The sequence below is a fragment of the Streptomyces sp. BPTC-684 genome, from assembly GCF_030028635.1.
In the GTDB taxonomy this organism is placed as follows: Bacteria; Actinomycetota; Actinomycetes; order Streptomycetales; family Streptomycetaceae; genus Streptomyces; species Streptomyces noboritoensis.
On the sequence record NZ_CP124863.1, the window covers coordinates 2,627,745 to 2,645,000 of the forward strand.

A 17,256-nucleotide genomic window follows, 5' to 3' on the forward strand; every position below is an offset into this window, starting at 1 on the left:
CAGGGCCATGGCCTGACGGAGAGTGCCGACGAGATCCGGCCACCTCGTACCGTCGGTCACGTACCCGGTTTGAACGTCGGCAACGCGGCGGCGCCGTCCTTGGTGACCCGGGTCGCGCCGAAGTAGTCGGGCGCGTCGATCTTGTCGAAGCGGATGACGGCGCCGGTGTAGGGCGCGTTGATCATGTAGCCGCCGCCGACGTAGAGGCCGACGTGGTGGATGGCGCGGGAGTTGGTGAGGTCGTCGGAGAAGAAGACGAGGTCGCCGGGGAGGAGCTCGCCGCGGGCGGGGTGCGGGCCGGCGTTGTACTGGTCGTTGGCGACGCGCGGCAGCGTGATCCCGACGCTCTGGTAGGCGGCCTGCGTAAGCCCAGAACAGTCGAACCGCCCCCCTTGCTCGGCGGTCCCCTCCCCACCCCAGAGGTAGGGCGTCCCGAGCTTCTGCTGCGCGTAGTAGATGGCCCCGGCGGCCTGCTGGGAGGGCGCGACTCGGGTGGTGGGGCGGGCGAAGCTCTTTTCGAGGGTGCGGATGGTTTTGACGTAGCCCTGGGTCTCTTTGTACGGAGGCACGCCCCCGTACTTGATGACGGCGTACGACCCCGCGTTGTACGCGGCGAGCATGTTGCTGCTCTGGTCCCCCGGCACGTTCTTGACGTATCCGGCCAGTTCGCAGTCGTAGGAGGCGGCGGACGGGATCGCGTCGGCCGGGTCCCAGATGTTCTTCTTGCCGTCGCCGTTGCCGTCGATGCCGTGCGTGGCCCAGGTGCCGGGGATGAACTGGGCGATGCCCCGCGCGTCGGCCGGGCTCTTGGCCGTCGGGTCCCAGCCGCTCTCCTGGTACAACTGGGCCGCGAGCATGGCCGGGTTGAGGGCGGGGCACAGGTTGCCCCACTTCTGCACCAGCGGTTGGTACAGGGCGGGCACCGCGCCCTTCGCCAGGCCGACCGACTTGCCCGCGCCGAGCCCGGAGTTCAGCCCGGCCGCGGCCGAGTACGTGCCCACGACGAGCAGGGCGACGAAGCCCACGCCCGCCCCTGTCGCGATGCCTCCGGCCACCAGGAATTTACGCACCCCTCAACCCTCCCCCATCCGGGCCCGGTTCACCGCCTACTTCACTCGGAAGCCAGAACACGCGATGCTCGCGTAGTCCGTGGCGCTGCCCTTGACGTGGTAGAAGACGACTGTCCAGTCACCGGGGTCGTTGGCGACCGGGATGGCGTTGTCGGACTTGCCCTCGAAGTGACTCGTGAAGTCGTCCGGGTACGTCAGCTCGATGAACTCGCCGGACTTCCACTTGCTGTAGATGTCCACCGGCCTACTGGTGTAGCCGATGGACTTGTTCTCCATCTTGAGGTCCACGAAGGGCTTGCCCGTGCCGGGGTCGATCTCGTGCGGCGGCTTCACGCCGACGGAGATGTAGTACGGATCGGGCCTGGCGTTCTTCAGCTCGGCGTACTTCATCCGCATCACGATCTTCGCCTTCTTCGTGACGTACGGAAGGCCCTGGTCGCCGGAGTCCTCGACCGCCGTCTGGAACTCCGCCGGCGTGTTCCCCTCCCCGCCGATCGTGTGGCACTCACCGATCCCGTGCGAGGCGGTGACGGGGTCCTTGGACAGCGTCCAGTAGTCGCGCGAGACACGGTTGTTCTCGATGTACCGCGGCGGCTTCGCCGCTCCTCCGGACCCGGCCGGAGTGGCCGACGAGGTCCCGCCGGACGACTTGCCCGGCTGCACGGACGGGCCCGACGCCCCACCCCCGTCCCCACCCCCCGGCACCACCCGCAACAACACCGCCGCCGTCACCCCCAGCACCGCCGCCACCGCGATCGTCACCAGCCAGGGGGTGCGGCGGGAGCGGGGGACGAGGGTGGGGGTGTACGGCGGGGGCGCCGGGGGCGCGTGGTTCACCGGTATCAGGCCCGCGGCCGTCGCCGTGGGGAGGTCGTGCGGGGGCGGGTCCGTCAGGCCCGTCGCGAGCGCCTGGTAGTACGGGTCCTCCACCAGCGCCGACGTCACCGCGCACCGCACGATGACCTCCGCCGGAGTCGGACGCTCGGCCGGGTCCTTGGCCGCGCAGGCCAGGATCAGCGCGGCCAGCGAGGGCTCGACGCCCGCCACGTCGACCGCCTCGTGGACGGCCCGGTACGACACCGCGTCCAGCGGCCCCGTCCCGAACGGCGCCCTCCCCGTAGCCGCGAACGCGATCGTCGCCCCCAGGGCGAACACGTCCGCCGGGTCGGCGACCTCGTTGCGGGTGAGGACCTCGGGGGCCGTGTAGCCGGGGGTGCCGGGGGCGACGCCCGGCTGGGTCAGGGCCGTGTCCGCGGCGGCGCGCGCGATGCCGAAGTCGATGAGCTGGGGGCCCTGCGGGGCCAGGATGACGTTCTGGGGCTTGAGGTCCCGGTGCGTCACCCCGTACGCGTGCACGCTCGCCAGCCCCTCCGCCAGCGCCGCGAACAGCTTGCGGCAGGTGTCGGGCGGGAACGGGCCCCGGTCGGCGACGGCCCGGCTCAGGGTCGGCCCGGACACGTACTCCGTGGCGAGCCAGTACGGCGGCGCCGCCAGCGACGCGTCGATCAGGTTCGCGGTGTACGCGCCGCGCACCGCCCGTACCGTCTCCGCCTCCCGGCGGAAGCGGGCCAGCGCCTCGGGGTGGTCGGTGATCTCGTCCTTGATCACCTTGAGCGCGACCAGGCGCCCGCCCGGCGAGCGGCCGAGGTAGACCATGCCCATCCCGCCCGCGCCCAGCCGGGCGAGCAGGGCGTACGTACCTATGTGTGCCGGATCCCGGGGCCTGAGCGCGTCCACCGCACGACTCTGTCATGCAACCTTCAGTCGCCTCACGTCCGTTGACCCACTTGTGATCACTTGGCCGAAGATCTATGTCCGAAAGTGATCACACGGCGTGCTCGAACGCCCACACCACAGGGCTCGCCTCGCCTCCCCATCGTTGCTAGGTTGCGTCGGCAAGTAAAGGGAACCAAAAGGAACGGCAACGGGGGAACGGCCGCACATGGCACTCAGCGCGCAGTGGGAAGAGCTCTTCGCGGGCACTCCGCCCAGGCCCGGCGGGCAGGAGCCGCCCGCCGCCGGGATGCGGCTCGCTTCTGCCAACGGCAAAGACGGGAGCGGCGGCGCCCCCGACATCCAGTTCAGCAAGTCCCCCTGGAGCTCCGCCGGCAAGGTCGCCGGGGAGCTGCGCACCGGCACGGCCGGCGCGCTCGCCGACCTCGACTCCGCCTCCGAGGGCGTCACCGCCGGTACCGAGGGCTTCGGCGCCACGGCCGCCCTGGAGGAGATCCGTACGACCTGGAAGGACCGGCTCGGCGCGGTGCGCGACGAGTGCGGGCGGCTCGACGGCGTGCTCAAGACCGTCGGCAAGGACTTCGGCGAGGTCGACGTGAAGGTCGGCAACGACATGAAGGCCGTCGCCCCGGCCGAGCCGAAGGGGCGGTGACCCGCCCGTGCCCACCTGGCAGCAGCTGCGCGATGTGAAGCTGTCCGAGTTCAGCGACGCCGCCGACGGCTGGGGCAAGGTCTCCAGCCGGGCCAACGCCGCCAAGGACCGCGTCGACAACGAGATGCGCGCGCGGATCCACGAGACGCAGCAGAGCAAGACCGCCGAGGGCGCGGTCGGCGACCTCGGCCGGCTCAGCCGCAATTACCAGTACCTGCACACCGAGTGCGGTCTGATCCGTACCGCGCTCGACGGGCTCGCCACCGAGCTGGCCGAGCCGCAGAAGAAGCTGAAGCAGGCGCTGGAGGACGCGGAGAACCTGAAGTTCACGGTCGAGTCGGACGGGGCGGTGAAGTACCCGACGACCGTCGCGGTCACCGTGCCGCTCGCCCCGGGCCCGGGCGTCGCAAGGCCGGGCGCCCCGGTCCCGTTCCTGGCCGGCAAGGGCGAGGGCGGCGGCGACCCGAACAAGGCGAAGGCCGAGGACATCGCCGAGCGGATCGCCGGGGCGGTGCGCGACGCCGGCGAGATCGACGGCCGGTACGCGGGCGTCCTGCGCCGCCTCAAGTCCCCCGCGGGCCTCGACGTCACCGACGCCATGCTGGTCGACGCGGCGGCGGACACCAAGGACGTCCAGAAGAACGCGAAGTTCCTGCCCGAGTCGGGCATCCCCAAGGGGAAGTCGCCCGCGGACAACAAGAAGTGGTGGGACGGGCTGAGCCAGGAGGAGCGCGACGAGTACGCGACCCTCTACCCGGCGGCCGTCGGCGCCCTCGACGGCGTGCCTGCCACGGTCCGGGACGACGCCAACCGGATGGTGCTCGCGGAGACGCGCGCGCAGGTGCAGCTCGACCGCAACGCCCTCGGCCCGGAGCCGGACCGGATGATCACGACGCGGCGGGGCGGCGAGCCGGTGATGATCGAGAACCCCGAGTGGCGCAAGTGGGACAAGAAGCGGGGCCCCCTGGACGCCAAGCTCAAGGGCATGGACGCGATCCAGGCCCGCTTCGACCGCACCGGCGAGGCCGACAAGAGCGGCGAGCGCCCGCTGCCCGAGGCGTATCTGCTCGGGTTCAACGCGGACGGCATCGGCCGCGCGATCGTGGCCAACGGCAACCCCGACACGGCGACCCACACCTCCGTCTACGTCCCCGGCACCGGCACCAACCTCGAAGGCATCAACGGCGACATCAAGCGGATGGAGACGCTCTGGCGCGCCTCGGACGCGATGGCCGACGGCAGCAAGGTCTCCACGGTCACCTGGTTCGGCTACGACGCCCCGCAGAACATCTTCACGGACGCCCCCAAGAGCGGTTACGCCAACGAGGGCGGCCCGATCCTCAACAACTTCCTCGGCGGCCTGCGCGCCTCCCACGAGGGCGAGCCGGGCCATCTGACGGCCCTGGGCCACAGCTACGGCAGCACGGTGATCGGCTCGGCCGCCCGCCAGGGCACCCTGCCCGTCGACGACGTCTTCGTGGCGGGCAGCCCCGGCGAGCAGGTCGGCCACGCCTCCGAGATGGACGTGAAGAAGGGCCACGTCTGGGCGGCCAACGCCGACAGCGAGCCCTACCTGAAGGGCATACCGATCCCGTTCGTCGGCGACGACAAGTACGGGGGCGTCAACATCCCCTTCCTGTCCAGCGATCCGGTCCCCGAGATCGGCGGCTGGGGGCACGCCCCCAAGAAGCTCGACATCGACATCCTGCCCTCGTGGATCGACGGCGACGGCACGAGCATCGTCAAGCCCCTGACCCCGAGCAACCCCGACTTCGGCGCCAACATCGTGGCCACGGACGGCTCCCGGGGCCACAGTGGCTACTGGGACGAAGGAACCCAGAGCCTCCTCAACCAGGCCCGGGTCACGGTGGGCAAGTACGACAAGGTGACGCTCGAACCATGACCGAGATGACGCTTACGGCCGGTAGGAACCGCCCCCGGCGACGCCGCGCCCACTTCGCCGCGGCGATCGCACTGACCGCGCTGACCGCGCTGATCTCCACGACAGGATGCACCGCCATGCAGGACGACGGGCTCGACTACACACCCCAGAAGATGTCCGTGAAGGACGCCAAGGACCTGATCCGCAGGCAGTCCAGCGTCATCCTCGACGCCTCGGGCCTGCGGTACGAGACGTCCAACGGCTCTCCGGACGTCAGCCCGTGCGAGAAGGTCGAGCACGGCTACCGCGTCAAGCACTTCTGGAAGGCGTACGGCCCGTCACCGGAGGCCCTGTCGGCCGCGCTCAAGCGGCTGCACGAGGAGCTGCCCAAGCGGGGCTGGAAGGTCTACCGCTTCGAGAAGGCCAACTCGAAGGCCCAGCAGATGCAGCTCGACGTGGAGGACATGAAGCTCCATCACACGGTGACCGTGGAGGAGGACTTCGTCTCCCGCGACCCGGCCGCCTCCAAGTGGGAGAAGGCGGGCCGCGACGGCCTCTTCGTCGCGGTGGACTCGCCGTGTTACGTGGACCCGGAGTACAAGACGGGCGACCAGTAGGGACTTGGACGCCCCGCCGTGGAAGCCAACGGCGCGAACTCGCCCGCCTGAGCGCGAGGACTCATGCGCACGCCCCTGACCTGCTGCTATGTGCGAGCGGACTTTCTCTCCCCCACTCCCCGGTTCGCGCTTGCGTACGCCCAGGTCACACCCGTTGGCGTCATCGCGGGGGTGGCGGGAGAGCCGCACGAGTCGGGTGGGGGAGATACGTGTACGCGCAGAGCCGGCAGCCCGAGGCCATGTCACTGGCGTCGGCGGGACCGGCGGGCTCCGGCCCCGCCGGTGAGCCGAAGCACAGCGCCAAGCCGTGGTCGGACGCGGCGGGCGCCGCCCACACGGGCGCGGAGGCGGGCACGGCCGGGCTGGCGAGCATGGCCGCGCTCACGTCCGTACTGGCGTCCTGGGAGAAGCGGCTGACGGCCGTCCACACCTCAGCACTCCTCCCCCTCCACCAGCCGGTAAAGCGCCCCCACCGTCCCCCCGAACCGCACGCTGTAAGACACATCCGGGTCATCGCCACCCTGCTCGTACCCGCCGATGACCCCCACCACCGACCCGTCCGCCGCCGCCCACGGGCTGCCGCTCGTGCCGCCGGGATAGCCGGGGCACTCGACGCGCTGCTGGGTGTCGCCGTACGCCTTCGCGCGCGTGGTGCAGGACTGGGGGGTGTCGGAGTCGCCCGGGTAGCCGACGACCGTCACCGTGCCGCCGGCCGGGGCGTTCACCGCCAGCCGCGCCGCGCCCACCACGTCCTCGACCTGAGCCCCGGTCAGGGAGCCGGGGCCGAGGACCGCGAAGGCCACGTCGTCGTCCTCGCTCCGGTCCTCCTGCCACGCGTCGTCCATGTACGCGTCCTTGACCGGCCACGTCCCGTACGGCGCCTGCCCGCCCCGGTAGCCCGGCACGAACACCGCGTCGTCCTGGTCGTCGAGGCAGTGCGCCGCCGTGACGATCACGTCCCGGCCCGCGCTGTGCACCACCGAGGCCGTACAGAAGTGGTCCCCGTCCAGGCCCCCGTCGAACAGCGCGCCCACGCGCGCGTTGGCGGCCGTGGCGGGCGCCGTGACGGTCGTACCGGCCGATCCGGCCTCCCGGTCCCCGTACACGGGGATCACCAGGAGCACGGCCACCGCCGACAGGGCTCGCAGCTGGGAGACGTGTCTCATGGCCCCGACCCTGACGCGCGGACCTGAGAACACCCCTGGAACTTTTCTGAGAAGAGTCTGAGCGACACCGGGCGCCGCGCCGACGGAGGCCCGAGCTCGGCTCTAGCGAACAGGCCCAGAGTGCATCAACGACAGTCATTGCCCGGAGTCACCCTGCGTGATACACAGAGTGACCATACGCGAATCCGTAGAGAACCGGTCCACCGCAGGTCAGGGCGGTGCGACCGGTACAGCTGTGCGGTTTCGCGTAAAGAGAGCCGCCAAGTCGACATACCCAAGCGGTTTCATCAGCGAAGATAGAGCCTGACCCATGCCATGGGGCAGGGGCATCGAACTACCCGACAGGGGCGGTGAGTTACGTGTACCTGGCAGCAGAAAAGGGCGACATCACCACGATCATCGGCGGGATCGCGCCCAACTGGGGCCCGTTCGGGAGCCTGGGCAACGAGGCCCGGGTGATGGTCGAAGTCGTGATGGCCGTGGCCATCCTGCTGTGCCTCGGCATCGCCGTCTGGGGCGCCGCCAAGCAGAGGATCGGTGCGACCGCGCTGCGCGACACGTTCAGCGCGGAACAGGGCAAGGGTCTGATCGTGGCCGGGCTGACCGGGGTCTTCATCATCGGCTCGCTCGGCACACTGTTCACCATCGTGTACGGGATGGCCGTCTGACCCGACCTCAGGTCCGGCCCCGTCCCGCCGCGTTCGTCCCCCAAGGGCCCGCCCAGGCCCTCCCCCACACCATCCGTCCGTCGTGCCCACCGGCTGAGGTTGCGTCTCCCTGATGTCGAGTCACCACACCGCGCCCGCGCGGGAACCAGCACGGCTACCGTCGTACTACACGACGGACCAGCGAAGGGTTGAGGGGGCGTACGCGGCATGAGCCTCGGCGACGAGCACGACTCCAGGCGCACGGAGGACGCGTACAGCACCGTCGGTGGTACGCGCCAGACGCGCACCCGGCTGCCCGAGGGCGAGGGCGCCGACGTGTACGGCGGCGCCCGCCGCCCCGTCCGCGCCTCGCGCTCCCTGCTCACGGTCGTCGGCGTGGTGGTCCTCCTCGTCGCCGCGATCGCCTTCGCCAACCGCGGTGACGGCGGCGACACCTCCTCCGACGACCCCAAGCACGCCGACCCGAAGCCGACGGCGGCGACCGGCGTGAACCCGGTCCAGGGCAAAACGGCCGGCATCGCGACGGGCTTCCCCCAGACGGAACAGGGGGCGCAGTCGGCTGCGGCGAACTACGCGGTGGCGCTGGGCTCCGACGGCATGTTCAACACCGCGCACCGGCACACCATCGTCGAGGCCGTGGCGGACGCCTCCAGCAAGGACAAGCTCCAGTCGGGCTTCGACACCAACTACTCGCCCGGCCTCAACCAGCAGATCGGCCTCACCGCGGACGGCGCCGCGCCCGCGGGCACGACGTTCGTCAACCGGACGGTCCCGGCGGGCACCAAGGTGCAGAGCTACTCGCCGCAGGCCACCAGCGTCGACGTGTGGTGCATCGGCCTGTTCGGCCTCACCGGGGAGAAGTCCACCAAGCCGGTGACGACCAACTGGTTCACGATGACGCTCAAGCTGGCCTGGAACGGGTCGGACTGGAAGGTCCTGGAGACCGCGCAGAAGAAGGGCCCGACACCGGTCACCGGCGACAACACCGTGTCCGGCTCCGAGGAGATCGCGAACGCCGTCAAGGAATTCGGAGGGTTCACGTATGCCCGGTAGCCCTCGCGGCCGTACGCGCGCGCTCGTCACGTCGGTGACCGTCCTGCACACGGCCGTCTTCCTGTTCGCCGCCCGCGCGGCGGCGGCCCCGACGCCGACTCCAACGGCGCCCGGCACGTCGCCGTCACCGGCGCCGGACAAGAGCGGCAACCCCTGTTCGCTGATCTCCGGGCCTGCCCGGGACTACTGCGACAGCGGGTCCTCGGGCGCGCCGCAGAGGGGCGGCACCGTCGCCCCCGGCGACCCCGCCGACCCCCTGGCCTCCCTCGCCCGCGGCTGCGCCGACGCCGCCGTCTGGGTCGTCGACACGCTCTCCAAGTTCGTGAAGACCGCCGCCAAGGTGGACTTCACGAACCCCGCCTTCCTCGGCCGCTACGCCGTCGTCTTCGCCGCCGCAACCATCCTCACGCTCGTCCTGTGGCTGCTCGCCGTCACCAAGCGGGCGATCCGCGGAGTGCCGCTGACCACCGCGATCTCCGAGGCCGTCGGGTTCCTCTGGCTCACCGTGCTCGCCTCCGCGTTCACCCCGCTGATCCTCTACACCGTCGTCAACGCCACCGACGCCGTCACCGACGTCATCGCCTCCGGCACCGGCGACCAGACCGACGTCTTCTTCGGGTCGTTCTCGGACGCGCTGAAGAAGGGTACGGACATCGGCGGCGGCCCGATCATGCTGATCGTCGTCTCCCTGGTCACCATCCTCGCCGCCGGCATCCTCTTCCTGGAGCTCTACATCCGCGCCCTCCTGCTGTACGTGGGAGCGCTGCTCGGCGTCGTCGTGTACTCGGGACTCGTCGACAAGAACATGTGGGGCCACGTCCGCCGCTGGGCCGGGATCATGATCGCGGTCATCCTGGTGAAACCCATCATCGTGATCGTCCTCAGCCTGGCGGGCGCGCTCTCGGCGGGGAAGGGGCCGGACTCCTTCCAGGCGGTCGTCTCCGGCCTCGCCATCATCCTCCTGGCCATCTTCGCCTCCGCGATGATCTACCGCTTCGTACCGGGCTTCGGCGACGAGATCGCCGCCGCCCGCACCAACCGCAAGCAGGCCACCGACGGCTCCCAGGCGGCCGCCGTGATCTCCTCCCCGGCCGCCCTCGTCTCCCAGGGCATCAAGACCCACAGCAGCCGCGGCAACCAGGCCGGCAACAACGCCCAGCCCCGGCCCGCCAACCCGATGTCCGGCGGCGTGGCCGCCCACAGCAGCCGGGGCTCCTCCGGCGGCGGTGGCGGCGGATCCGTCCCCTCCGCCGCACCCCCGCCCCGTAACGGCTCCGGACCCACCAGCGGCACCCCGCACAGCAGCCGCAACACCGGCAACAAAGGCAACAACAGCACAGGAGGTGGAGGGCGTTGACGACCCAGTCCCAACCGGTCTCGCCCCGCCGCACGTATCTGATCGGCCGGGCCAGGCCGTCGGCCATCGTCGGCAAGAACCGCGAGACCGGCGAGATCGCGCTGATCATCGGCGGCGCGTTCCTCGGCATGATGGCCGGACTGCTGGTCCCCGTCCTGTCCCTGCGGATCGTGCTGCTCATGGGCTTCCCCATGCTGGCGCTCGCCGCGGTGTACCTCCCGTACAAGCACCGCACGTTCTACAAGTGGTTCGAGATCAACCGCAGCTACAAGCGCTCGCTGCGGCGCGGCACGACCTACCGCTCCGCCGCCATGGAGGCGGGCGTGCGCGGCGACGGGCGCGAGGTCGAGGTCGGCCCGCCGCCCGGCATCGGCCGGATCAGCTGGCTCGCCGCGCCCTTCGGCCCCGACGAGATCGCCGTCCTGCTGCACGCCGACCGCCGGACCGTCACCGCCGCCATCGAGATCGAGGGCCCCGGCGTGGGCCTGCGCGACTCGGAGGACCAGGAGGCCCTCGTCGACCGGTTCGGCACGCTGCTCAAGCACGTCGCCAACGGCGACGGGTTCGTCACCCGCCTCCAGATGCTCGCCCGCACCCTGCCCGCCGACCCGGACGCGCACGCCAAGGACGTCGCCCAGCGCGGCGACCACGGCTCACCCGGCTGGCTCCAGGAGTCGTACGAACAGCTCCAGTCCATGGTGTCCACCTCCAGCGAGCAGCACCGCGCGTATCTCGTCGCCTGTATGCAGTACTCGCGCGAACTCGCCGCCGAGGCGCACGCCATGGCCCGCGCCGCCCGCCCCCAGCCCGGCCGCAAACTCGACAAGGACGCCGGGCTCGCCGTCGTCATGGCCCGCGAGCTCACCGACATCTGCGCCCGGCTCGCCGAGGCCGACATCCGGGTGCGCCAGCCGCTCGGCCAGGGGCGGCTCGCCTCGCTCGTGCACTCCATGTACGACCCGGACCACCCCATCGACCACATCCAGGCCATGACCAAGCGCAACGCCTGGCCCGCCGAGCTGGACGCCGTCGAGCCCACGTATCTCCAGGCCAAGACCCGCGAGTCGTCCACGCGCGCGCCCTGGTGCCACGCCACGGCGTGGGTGAAGGAGTGGCCGATGACCCCCGTGGGCGTCAACTTCCTCGCCCCCCTGCTCGTCCACACCCCGGACGTGATCCGTACGGTCGCGGTCTGCATGGACCTCGAACCCACCGAGGTCGCCATCGAGCGCATGCTCACCGAGAAGACCAACGACGAGGCCGAGGCCTCGCGCGCGGCCAAGATGAACCGGACCGTCGACCCGCGCGACATCGCCGCCCACGGCCGCCTCGACCAACGGGGTGAAGATCTCGCCAGCGGTGCGGCAGGAGTCAACCTCGTCGGGTACATCACGGTGTCGGCTCGCTCCCCCGAGGCCCTGGCGAGGGACAAGCGCACCATCCGCGCCTCGGCCGGCAAGTCGTACCTGAAGCTGGAGTGGTGCGACCGCGAGCACCACCGGGCCTTCGTCAACACCTTGCCGTTCGCGACCGGCATCCGCCGCTAGCCGAGAGCTGATTGGGGCCTGCTCATGCGAGATCCGCTCTCCGCGCTCACCAACGCCTTCACCTCCTTCCTCTTCGGGAAGGTGGAGACCACCCGGCTGCCCGTGCGCACCTCCACCGGTCAGGCGCAGGCCGTCTATCTGCCGACGGCCGCGCCCGGCCTTGGCGACTCGGGCGTGATCATCGGCCGCGAGGTCTACAGCGGCAAGGGATACATCTACGACCCCTTCCAGCTGTACGGCCAGCAGCTGCCCGCGCCGCACTGGCTGGTCCTCGGCGAGTCCGGCAACGGCAAGTCGGCCCTGGAGAAGACCTACGTACTGCGCCAGCTGCGGTTCCGCGACCGGCAGGTCGTCGTGCTCGACGCCCAGGGCGAGGACGGCGTCGGCGAGTGGAACCTCATCGCGCGCGAGCTGGGGATAACTCCCATCCGGCTCGACCCGATGGCCGCCCTCGACGGCGGCATCCGGCTCAACCCGCTGGACCCGGCGATCACCACCACCGGCCAGCTGGCGCTGCTGCGCACCATCATCGAGGTGGCGATGGGGCACGGCCTGGACGAGCGGTCGGGCTTCGCCCTGAAGGTGGCGCACGCCTACGTCAACGAGACCATCACCGACCGGCAGCCCGTCCTCACCGACATCGTGGAACAGCTGCGCCATCCGGAGGCCGCCTCGGCGGTGGCCATGAACGTCGACATAGACGACGTCCGGGCCTGGGGCCTGGACGTGGCGCTCGTCCTGGACCGGCTGGTCGACGGCGACCTGCGGGGCATGTTCGACGGACCGACCACGGTCGGCATCGACCTGGACGCCCCGCTGATCGTCTTCGACCTCTCGCACATCGACCGCAACTCGATCGCGATGCCGATCCTGATGGCGATCGTCGGCGTCTGGCTGGAGCACACCTGGATCCGGCCCGACCGCAAGAAGCGCATCTTCCTGGTGGAGGAGGCCTGGCACATCATCAACTCGCCGTTCGTGGCACAGCTCTTCCAGCGGCTGCTCAAGTTCGGCCGGCGCCTCGGTCTGTCCTTCGTGGCGGTGGTGCACCATCTGTCGGACGTGGTGGACGGGGCGGCGGCGCGGGAGGCGGCGGCGATCCTGAAGATGGCGTCGACCAGGACGATCTACGCCCAGAAGACGGACGAGGCGAGGGCGACGGGCGGGGTCCTCGGCCTGCCGCGGTGGGCGGTCGAGATCATCCCGACGCTCACGCCCGGTATCGCCGTCTGGGACGTCAACGGCAATGTCCAGGTGGTCAAACACCTGGTCACCGAGCGGGAACGGCCGCTGGTCTTCACCGACCGGGCGATGACGGAGTCGGCGGCGACCGATGACGTACTCGCCCATGAGCTGGAGAGCCAGCTGGAGTCGGAGAGCGAGCGCAGGGCAGCGCTGATGGAACAGCAAATGTCCGGCACCTCCTCCCCCGAGTCGACCGTGGCCTGACGGTCCGGCAGGCCCCTCTCCCCAAGGGGCCTGCCGGATCAACGGCCGCCCACACCACGGAAGTTCCCCGACACGCGCAAGTTGGCCCGACACGCCGGAGGTTGCCTGACATGCCGGAGTCCCGCTCCCGCGGCGAGGAGCGCGGTATCCCCGACTCCCTGCTGATCGGGCTGCTCGCGTTCCTGCTCGGCCTCACGGTCCTGGTCTGGACGGCGACGGGCCTGGCGGGCCTGTTCAGCCACGGCGCCTGGCCGGACGCAGTGACGTTCACCCGCACCCCGCTCGCCATGCGCCAGCTCATCCAGGCCCCGCACGACCTCCCGGCCGCCTGGCCGGACACCCCGGCGGCCCAGCTCTCCGGCTACGGCCTCTTCTGGGGCCTGCTCATCGGCCAACTGCTGGTGCTCCTGGTCCTCTTCATCTTCGCCCTGGGTACGTGGTCGCGCTGGCGAGCGGTACGCGCGAGAGCCAAGGCGGCGGCCGCGATGCCGGGGAATCCGGTGCTGGGCCTGAAGGGGGGCGGGGGCGGCGAACCGGGCGGTTATGGGACGCCTACACATCAGCCTCAGGCTCCGACTCCGACTCAGGCGGGGCCGCCGCCGGTGGCGGACGCGGGGCCGGGTGCTGCGACGGCCGGCGGGCCCCCTGCGGGGGCCGATTGGGGCGCCGATCCTTCGGCCACGCGCGCGTGGGGCCCGGCCGCGGGCACGGGGGCGGCTCGTACGGTACGTACGGACGGGTCCGCGGGCGCCGAGGGCGGCACGGCCCTCACCCCGGCACCCGGCACGGCGAGTTGGCAGCCCGACGGCCCGGCGGTCGGGCGGCTCCCGTCGCCGCGCGCGGCCCGCCCGCCCCGGCTCGTCTACGGCGGCCCCGACGCCCGCCGCCCCACGGCCGTGCAGGCCATCCAGGACGCCGAGGGCGCCGCGCTCGTCATCACCTCGGACCCCACCCTCTGGGCGGAGACCAAGGACGCGCGCGCGAAGCTCGGCCCTGTGCACGTATACGACCCGGGGCACCTCTGCGACACCCCGGCCCGGCTGCACTGGTCGCCCACGAGCGGCTGCGAGGACGCGGACGTGGCGGCGACGCGCGCGACCGCGCTGCTAGCGCCCGTACGCCCGCAGGCGCGCATAGACGCCGCGATGGCCGACACGGCCGAGACCCTGCTGCGGTGCTGGCTGCACGCGGCCGCGCTGGACAGCCGGGACGGCAAGGCGGTCAAGCAGATGCACCGCTGGGCCCAGGGCACCGGCGCCCACGAGGCCGTACGCATACTCCGCACCCACCCCAAGGCCATGAGCGGCTCGGCGGGCCTCCTGGAGTCGGCGCTGACCGCGCACCCAGAACGCCGGGAGATCGCCCAGGAGCTGACGGCCCGTGCGCTCGACGCGCTCTCCTCGATCCACATCCGCGAGGCCTGCACACCGAACCGAGCGGATTCGCTCGCCCTGGAATCATTCGCCGCGGAAGGGGGCACGCTTTACGTGGTGGGTGAAGCCATCGAGGATCCGCGGTCCCGCCCCGCCGCGATGCCGCTCCTCACAGCCCTCGCCTCAGACGTGGTCGAGCGCGGCCGCCGCATGGCCGAACGGTCACCCGACGGTCGGCTCGACCCACCAATGACGCTGGTCCTGGACGACGTGGCCGCGGTCGCGCCGCTGCCCCGGCTGCCCGAACTCCTGTCGACCGGGCAGGACCTGGGCCTCCCGACCCTGGTCCTGCTCCGCTCGGCCGAACAGGCCCGGGCCCGCTGGACGGAGACGCTGGCGCCGTAACGGCCGGGTTCGACCTAAAGGAGCGCGGGCCTCGGGCTGTCGGCTACGACTACGGGCGGGGGAACACCATCTCCACCTCGTGGGTGTCCGGCATCCCGGCCGGCCCGGGCGCGGTCTTCCCCGTCGCTACGAACCCGAACTTCCGGTAGAAGCCCTCGGCCCGCTCATTCTGGTTGTGCACATAGAGCCGTACGCGTTCGAGCCGCGGCTCCTCCAAGGACCAGGCCCACTCCAGCGCGCTCTCGAAGAGCCTCTCGGTGAGCCCGATGCCCCGGAACTCGGGGCGTACGAAGACGCCGACCACATGCCCCTGGGCGGCTTCGATGTCCACCCCGAAGAAGTCCACGTTCCCGGCCTGCTCGACCAGGACGACGACGGACCCGGCCCAGGTGCCGTCGGGGCCCTCGGCCACGAACTGGCGGACGCCGGTGCCGCTGCTGGCGCCGACGGTACGTTCCTGCCAGAAGGAGTCCGGGTGGGCGTTGGCCTGCTCGGTGGTCTCAAGGAAGGCAACAGGGGCGGCGGGGTCGGCGAGCCCGGCCAGCCGGAGCTCCTTGACCTGGCGCCATTCATCGGCCCGTACGGGGCGTATCACGTGATCCATGGCCAGATCCTGCCATGAAACGCAGAAAAGCCCCGCACCATTAATCCTTGCGGATCATGGTGCGGGGCTTCCCGCAATGATTGTTCGGCGGTGTCCTACTCTCCCACAGGGTCCCCCCTGCAGTACCATCGGCGCTGAAAGGCTTAGCTTCCGGGTTCGGAATGTAACCGGGCGTTTCCCTAACGCTATGACCACCGAAACACTATGAAATTAACGAAACCGGGCAACAACACGGCCGCTCGTTATTTCAGAACTAACACAGTGGACGCGAGCAACTGAGGACAAGCCCTCGGCCTATTAGTACCAGTCAGCTCCACCCCTTACGAGGCTTCCACATCTGGCCTATCAACCCAGTCGTCTACTGGGAGCCTTACCCACTCGAAGGTGGTGGGAGCCCTCATCTCGAAGCAGGCTTCCCGCTTAGATGCTTTCAGCGGTTATCCTTTCCGAACGTAGCCAACCAGCCATGCCCTTGGCAGGACAACTGGCACACCAGAGGTTCGTCCGTCCCGGTCCTCTCGTACTAGGGACAGCCCTTCTCAAGACTCCTACGCGCACAGCGGATAGGGACCGAACTGTCTCACGACGTTCTAAACCCAGCTCGCGTACCGCTTTAATGGGCGAACAGCCCAACCCTTGGGACCGACTCCAGCCCCAGGATGCGACGAGCCGACATCGAGGTGCCAAACCATCCCGTCGATATGGACTCTTGGGGAAGATCAGCCTGTTATCCCCGGGGTACCTTTTATCCGTTGAGCGACGGCGCTTCCACAAGCCACCGCCGGATCACTAGTCCCGACTTTCGTCCCTGCTCGACCCGTCGGTCTCACAGTCAAGCTCCCTTGTGCACTTACACTCAACACCTGATTGCCAACCAGGCTGAGGGAACCTTTGGGCGCCTCCGTTACTCTTTAGGAGGCAACCGCCCCAGTTAAACTACCCATCAGACACTGTCCCTGATCCGGATCACGGACCCAGGTTAGACATCCAGCACGACCAGAGTGGTATTTCAACGACGACTCCCCCTGAACTGGCGTCCAGAGTTCACAGTCTCCCACCTATCCTACACAAGCCGAACCGAACACCAATATCAAACTGTAGTAAAGGTCCCGGGGTCTTTCCGTCCTGCTGCGCGAAACGAGCATCTTTACTCGTAGTGCAATTTCACCGGGCCTATGGTTGAGACAGTCGAGAAGTCGTTACGCCATTCGTGCAGGTCGGAACTTACCCGACAAGGAATTTCGCTACCTTAGGATGGTTATAGTTACCACCGCCGTTTACTGGCGCTTAAGTTCTCAGCTTCGCCTGGACGAATCCAAGCTAACCGGTCCCCTTAACGTTCCAGCACCGGGCAGGCGTCAGTCCGTATACATCGCCTTACGGCTTCGCACGGACCTGTGTTTTTAGTAAACAGTCGCTTCTCGCTGGTCTCTGCGGCCACCCCCAGCTCACGGAGTAAATCCGATCACCGGTGATGGCCCCCCTTCTCCCGAAGTTACGGGGGCATTTTGCCGAGTTCCTTAACCATAGTTCACCCGAACGCCTCGGTATTCTCTACCTGACCACCTGAGTCGGTTTAGGGTACGGGCCGCCATGAAACTCGCTAGAGGCTTTTCTCGACAGCATAGGATCATCCACTTCACCACAATCGGCTCGGCATCAGGTCTCAGCCTTAACGT

General features: G+C 69.7%; 14 protein-coding genes and 2 rRNA genes (1 of these 16 cut by a window edge). 9 read left to right on the forward strand and 7 right to left on the reverse strand.

Features of this window, described 5'->3' with window-relative positions; all coding sequences use genetic code 11:
* Positions 1-56: 56 nt before the first annotated feature.
* Both QIY60_RS11720 and QIY60_RS11725 read right to left on the reverse strand, forming a co-directional pair.
* Positions 57-1,070 (reverse strand): bifunctional lytic transglycosylase/C40 family peptidase, encoded by a 1,014-nt coding sequence (locus tag QIY60_RS11720; RefSeq protein WP_283142362.1) that lies wholly within the window; start codon positions 1,068-1,070, stop codon positions 57-59.
* A 36-nt stretch (positions 1,071-1,106) separates the two neighbouring features.
* On the reverse strand, positions 1,107-2,807 hold the full coding sequence (locus QIY60_RS11725) for a serine/threonine-protein kinase (RefSeq protein ID WP_283142363.1): 1,701 nt from the start codon (positions 2,805-2,807) through the stop codon (positions 1,107-1,109).
* A 205-nt stretch (positions 2,808-3,012) separates the two neighbouring features.
* Between QIY60_RS11725 and QIY60_RS11730 the strand changes: the two genes are divergently transcribed.
* The 3 genes from QIY60_RS11730 to QIY60_RS11740 are packed head-to-tail and all read left to right on the forward strand — an operon-like array spanning position 3,013 to position 5,955.
* Positions 3,013-3,456, forward strand: coding sequence for a hypothetical protein (locus QIY60_RS11730; RefSeq protein ID WP_283142364.1), 444 nt, complete (start codon positions 3,013-3,015; stop codon positions 3,454-3,456).
* A 7-nt stretch (positions 3,457-3,463) separates the two neighbouring features.
* Positions 3,464-5,359, forward strand: coding sequence for an alpha/beta hydrolase (locus QIY60_RS11735; protein ID WP_283142365.1), 1,896 nt, complete (start codon positions 3,464-3,466; stop codon positions 5,357-5,359).
* Positions 5,356-5,955, forward strand: coding sequence for a hypothetical protein (locus tag QIY60_RS11740; protein WP_283142366.1), 600 nt, complete (start codon positions 5,356-5,358; stop codon positions 5,953-5,955). Before QIY60_RS11735 ends, QIY60_RS11740 begins: the two co-directional genes overlap by 4 nt.
* 160 nt (positions 5,956-6,115) lie before the next feature.
* Here the strand turns inward: QIY60_RS11740 and QIY60_RS11745 are convergent, their stop codons facing one another.
* Both QIY60_RS11745 and QIY60_RS11750 read right to left on the reverse strand, forming a co-directional pair.
* Positions 6,116-6,385 carry a hypothetical protein gene (locus QIY60_RS11745; protein WP_283142367.1) on the reverse strand — a complete coding sequence of 90 codons (270 nt, stop codon included), beginning with the start codon at positions 6,383-6,385 and terminating at the stop codon, positions 6,116-6,118.
* 1 nt (position 6,386) lies between these two features.
* Complete coding sequence (locus QIY60_RS11750; RefSeq protein WP_283142368.1) at positions 6,387-7,121, reverse strand: trypsin-like peptidase domain-containing protein; 735 nt, start codon at positions 7,119-7,121, stop codon at positions 6,387-6,389.
* Positions 7,122-7,480: 359 nt separating this feature from the next.
* On the opposite strand from QIY60_RS11750, the gene QIY60_RS11755 reads away from it, so the two are divergent.
* From QIY60_RS11755 to QIY60_RS11780, 6 genes are all read left to right on the forward strand, one after another.
* Positions 7,481-7,789 carry a hypothetical protein gene (locus tag QIY60_RS11755; protein ID WP_101389324.1) on the forward strand — a complete coding sequence of 103 codons (309 nt, stop codon included), beginning with the start codon at positions 7,481-7,483 and terminating at the stop codon, positions 7,787-7,789.
* 207 nt (positions 7,790-7,996) lie between these two features.
* A complete protein-coding gene (locus tag QIY60_RS11760; protein ID WP_283142369.1) occupies positions 7,997-8,842 on the forward strand; it encodes a hypothetical protein in 846 nt (281 codons plus the stop codon).
* Positions 8,832-10,199: a hypothetical protein gene (locus QIY60_RS11765; protein ID WP_283142370.1), complete on the forward strand. Its 1,368-nt coding sequence runs from the start codon at positions 8,832-8,834 to the stop codon at positions 10,197-10,199. Before QIY60_RS11760 ends, QIY60_RS11765 begins: the two co-directional genes overlap by 11 nt.
* A complete protein-coding gene (locus tag QIY60_RS11770; RefSeq protein WP_283142371.1) occupies positions 10,196-11,746 on the forward strand; it encodes an SCO6880 family protein in 1,551 nt (516 codons plus the stop codon). Before QIY60_RS11765 ends, QIY60_RS11770 begins: the two co-directional genes overlap by 4 nt.
* Before the next feature lie 24 nt (positions 11,747-11,770).
* A complete protein-coding gene (locus QIY60_RS11775; RefSeq protein ID WP_101389321.1) occupies positions 11,771-13,195 on the forward strand; it encodes an ATP-binding protein in 1,425 nt (474 codons plus the stop codon).
* Positions 13,196-13,305: 110 nt separating this feature from the next.
* Complete coding sequence (locus QIY60_RS11780) at positions 13,306-14,973, forward strand: type VI secretion protein (protein ID WP_283142372.1); 1,668 nt, start codon at positions 13,306-13,308, stop codon at positions 14,971-14,973.
* A gap of 49 nt (positions 14,974-15,022) precedes the next feature.
* On the opposite strand, the gene QIY60_RS11785 is transcribed toward QIY60_RS11780, so the two are convergent.
* The 3 genes from QIY60_RS11785 to QIY60_RS11795 form a co-directional block, all read right to left on the reverse strand.
* The gene (locus tag QIY60_RS11785) at positions 15,023-15,577 is read right to left on the reverse strand and encodes a GNAT family N-acetyltransferase (protein WP_283142373.1); all 555 of its coding nucleotides are present in this window, start codon (positions 15,575-15,577) and stop codon (positions 15,023-15,025) included.
* 82 nt (positions 15,578-15,659) lie between these two features.
* Positions 15,660-15,776: ribosomal RNA gene (rrf, locus tag QIY60_RS11790) — 5S ribosomal RNA — on the reverse strand.
* A 78-nt stretch (positions 15,777-15,854) separates the two neighbouring features.
* Positions 15,855-17,256 (reverse strand): 23S ribosomal RNA (locus QIY60_RS11795); it runs 1,723 nt beyond the window's last position.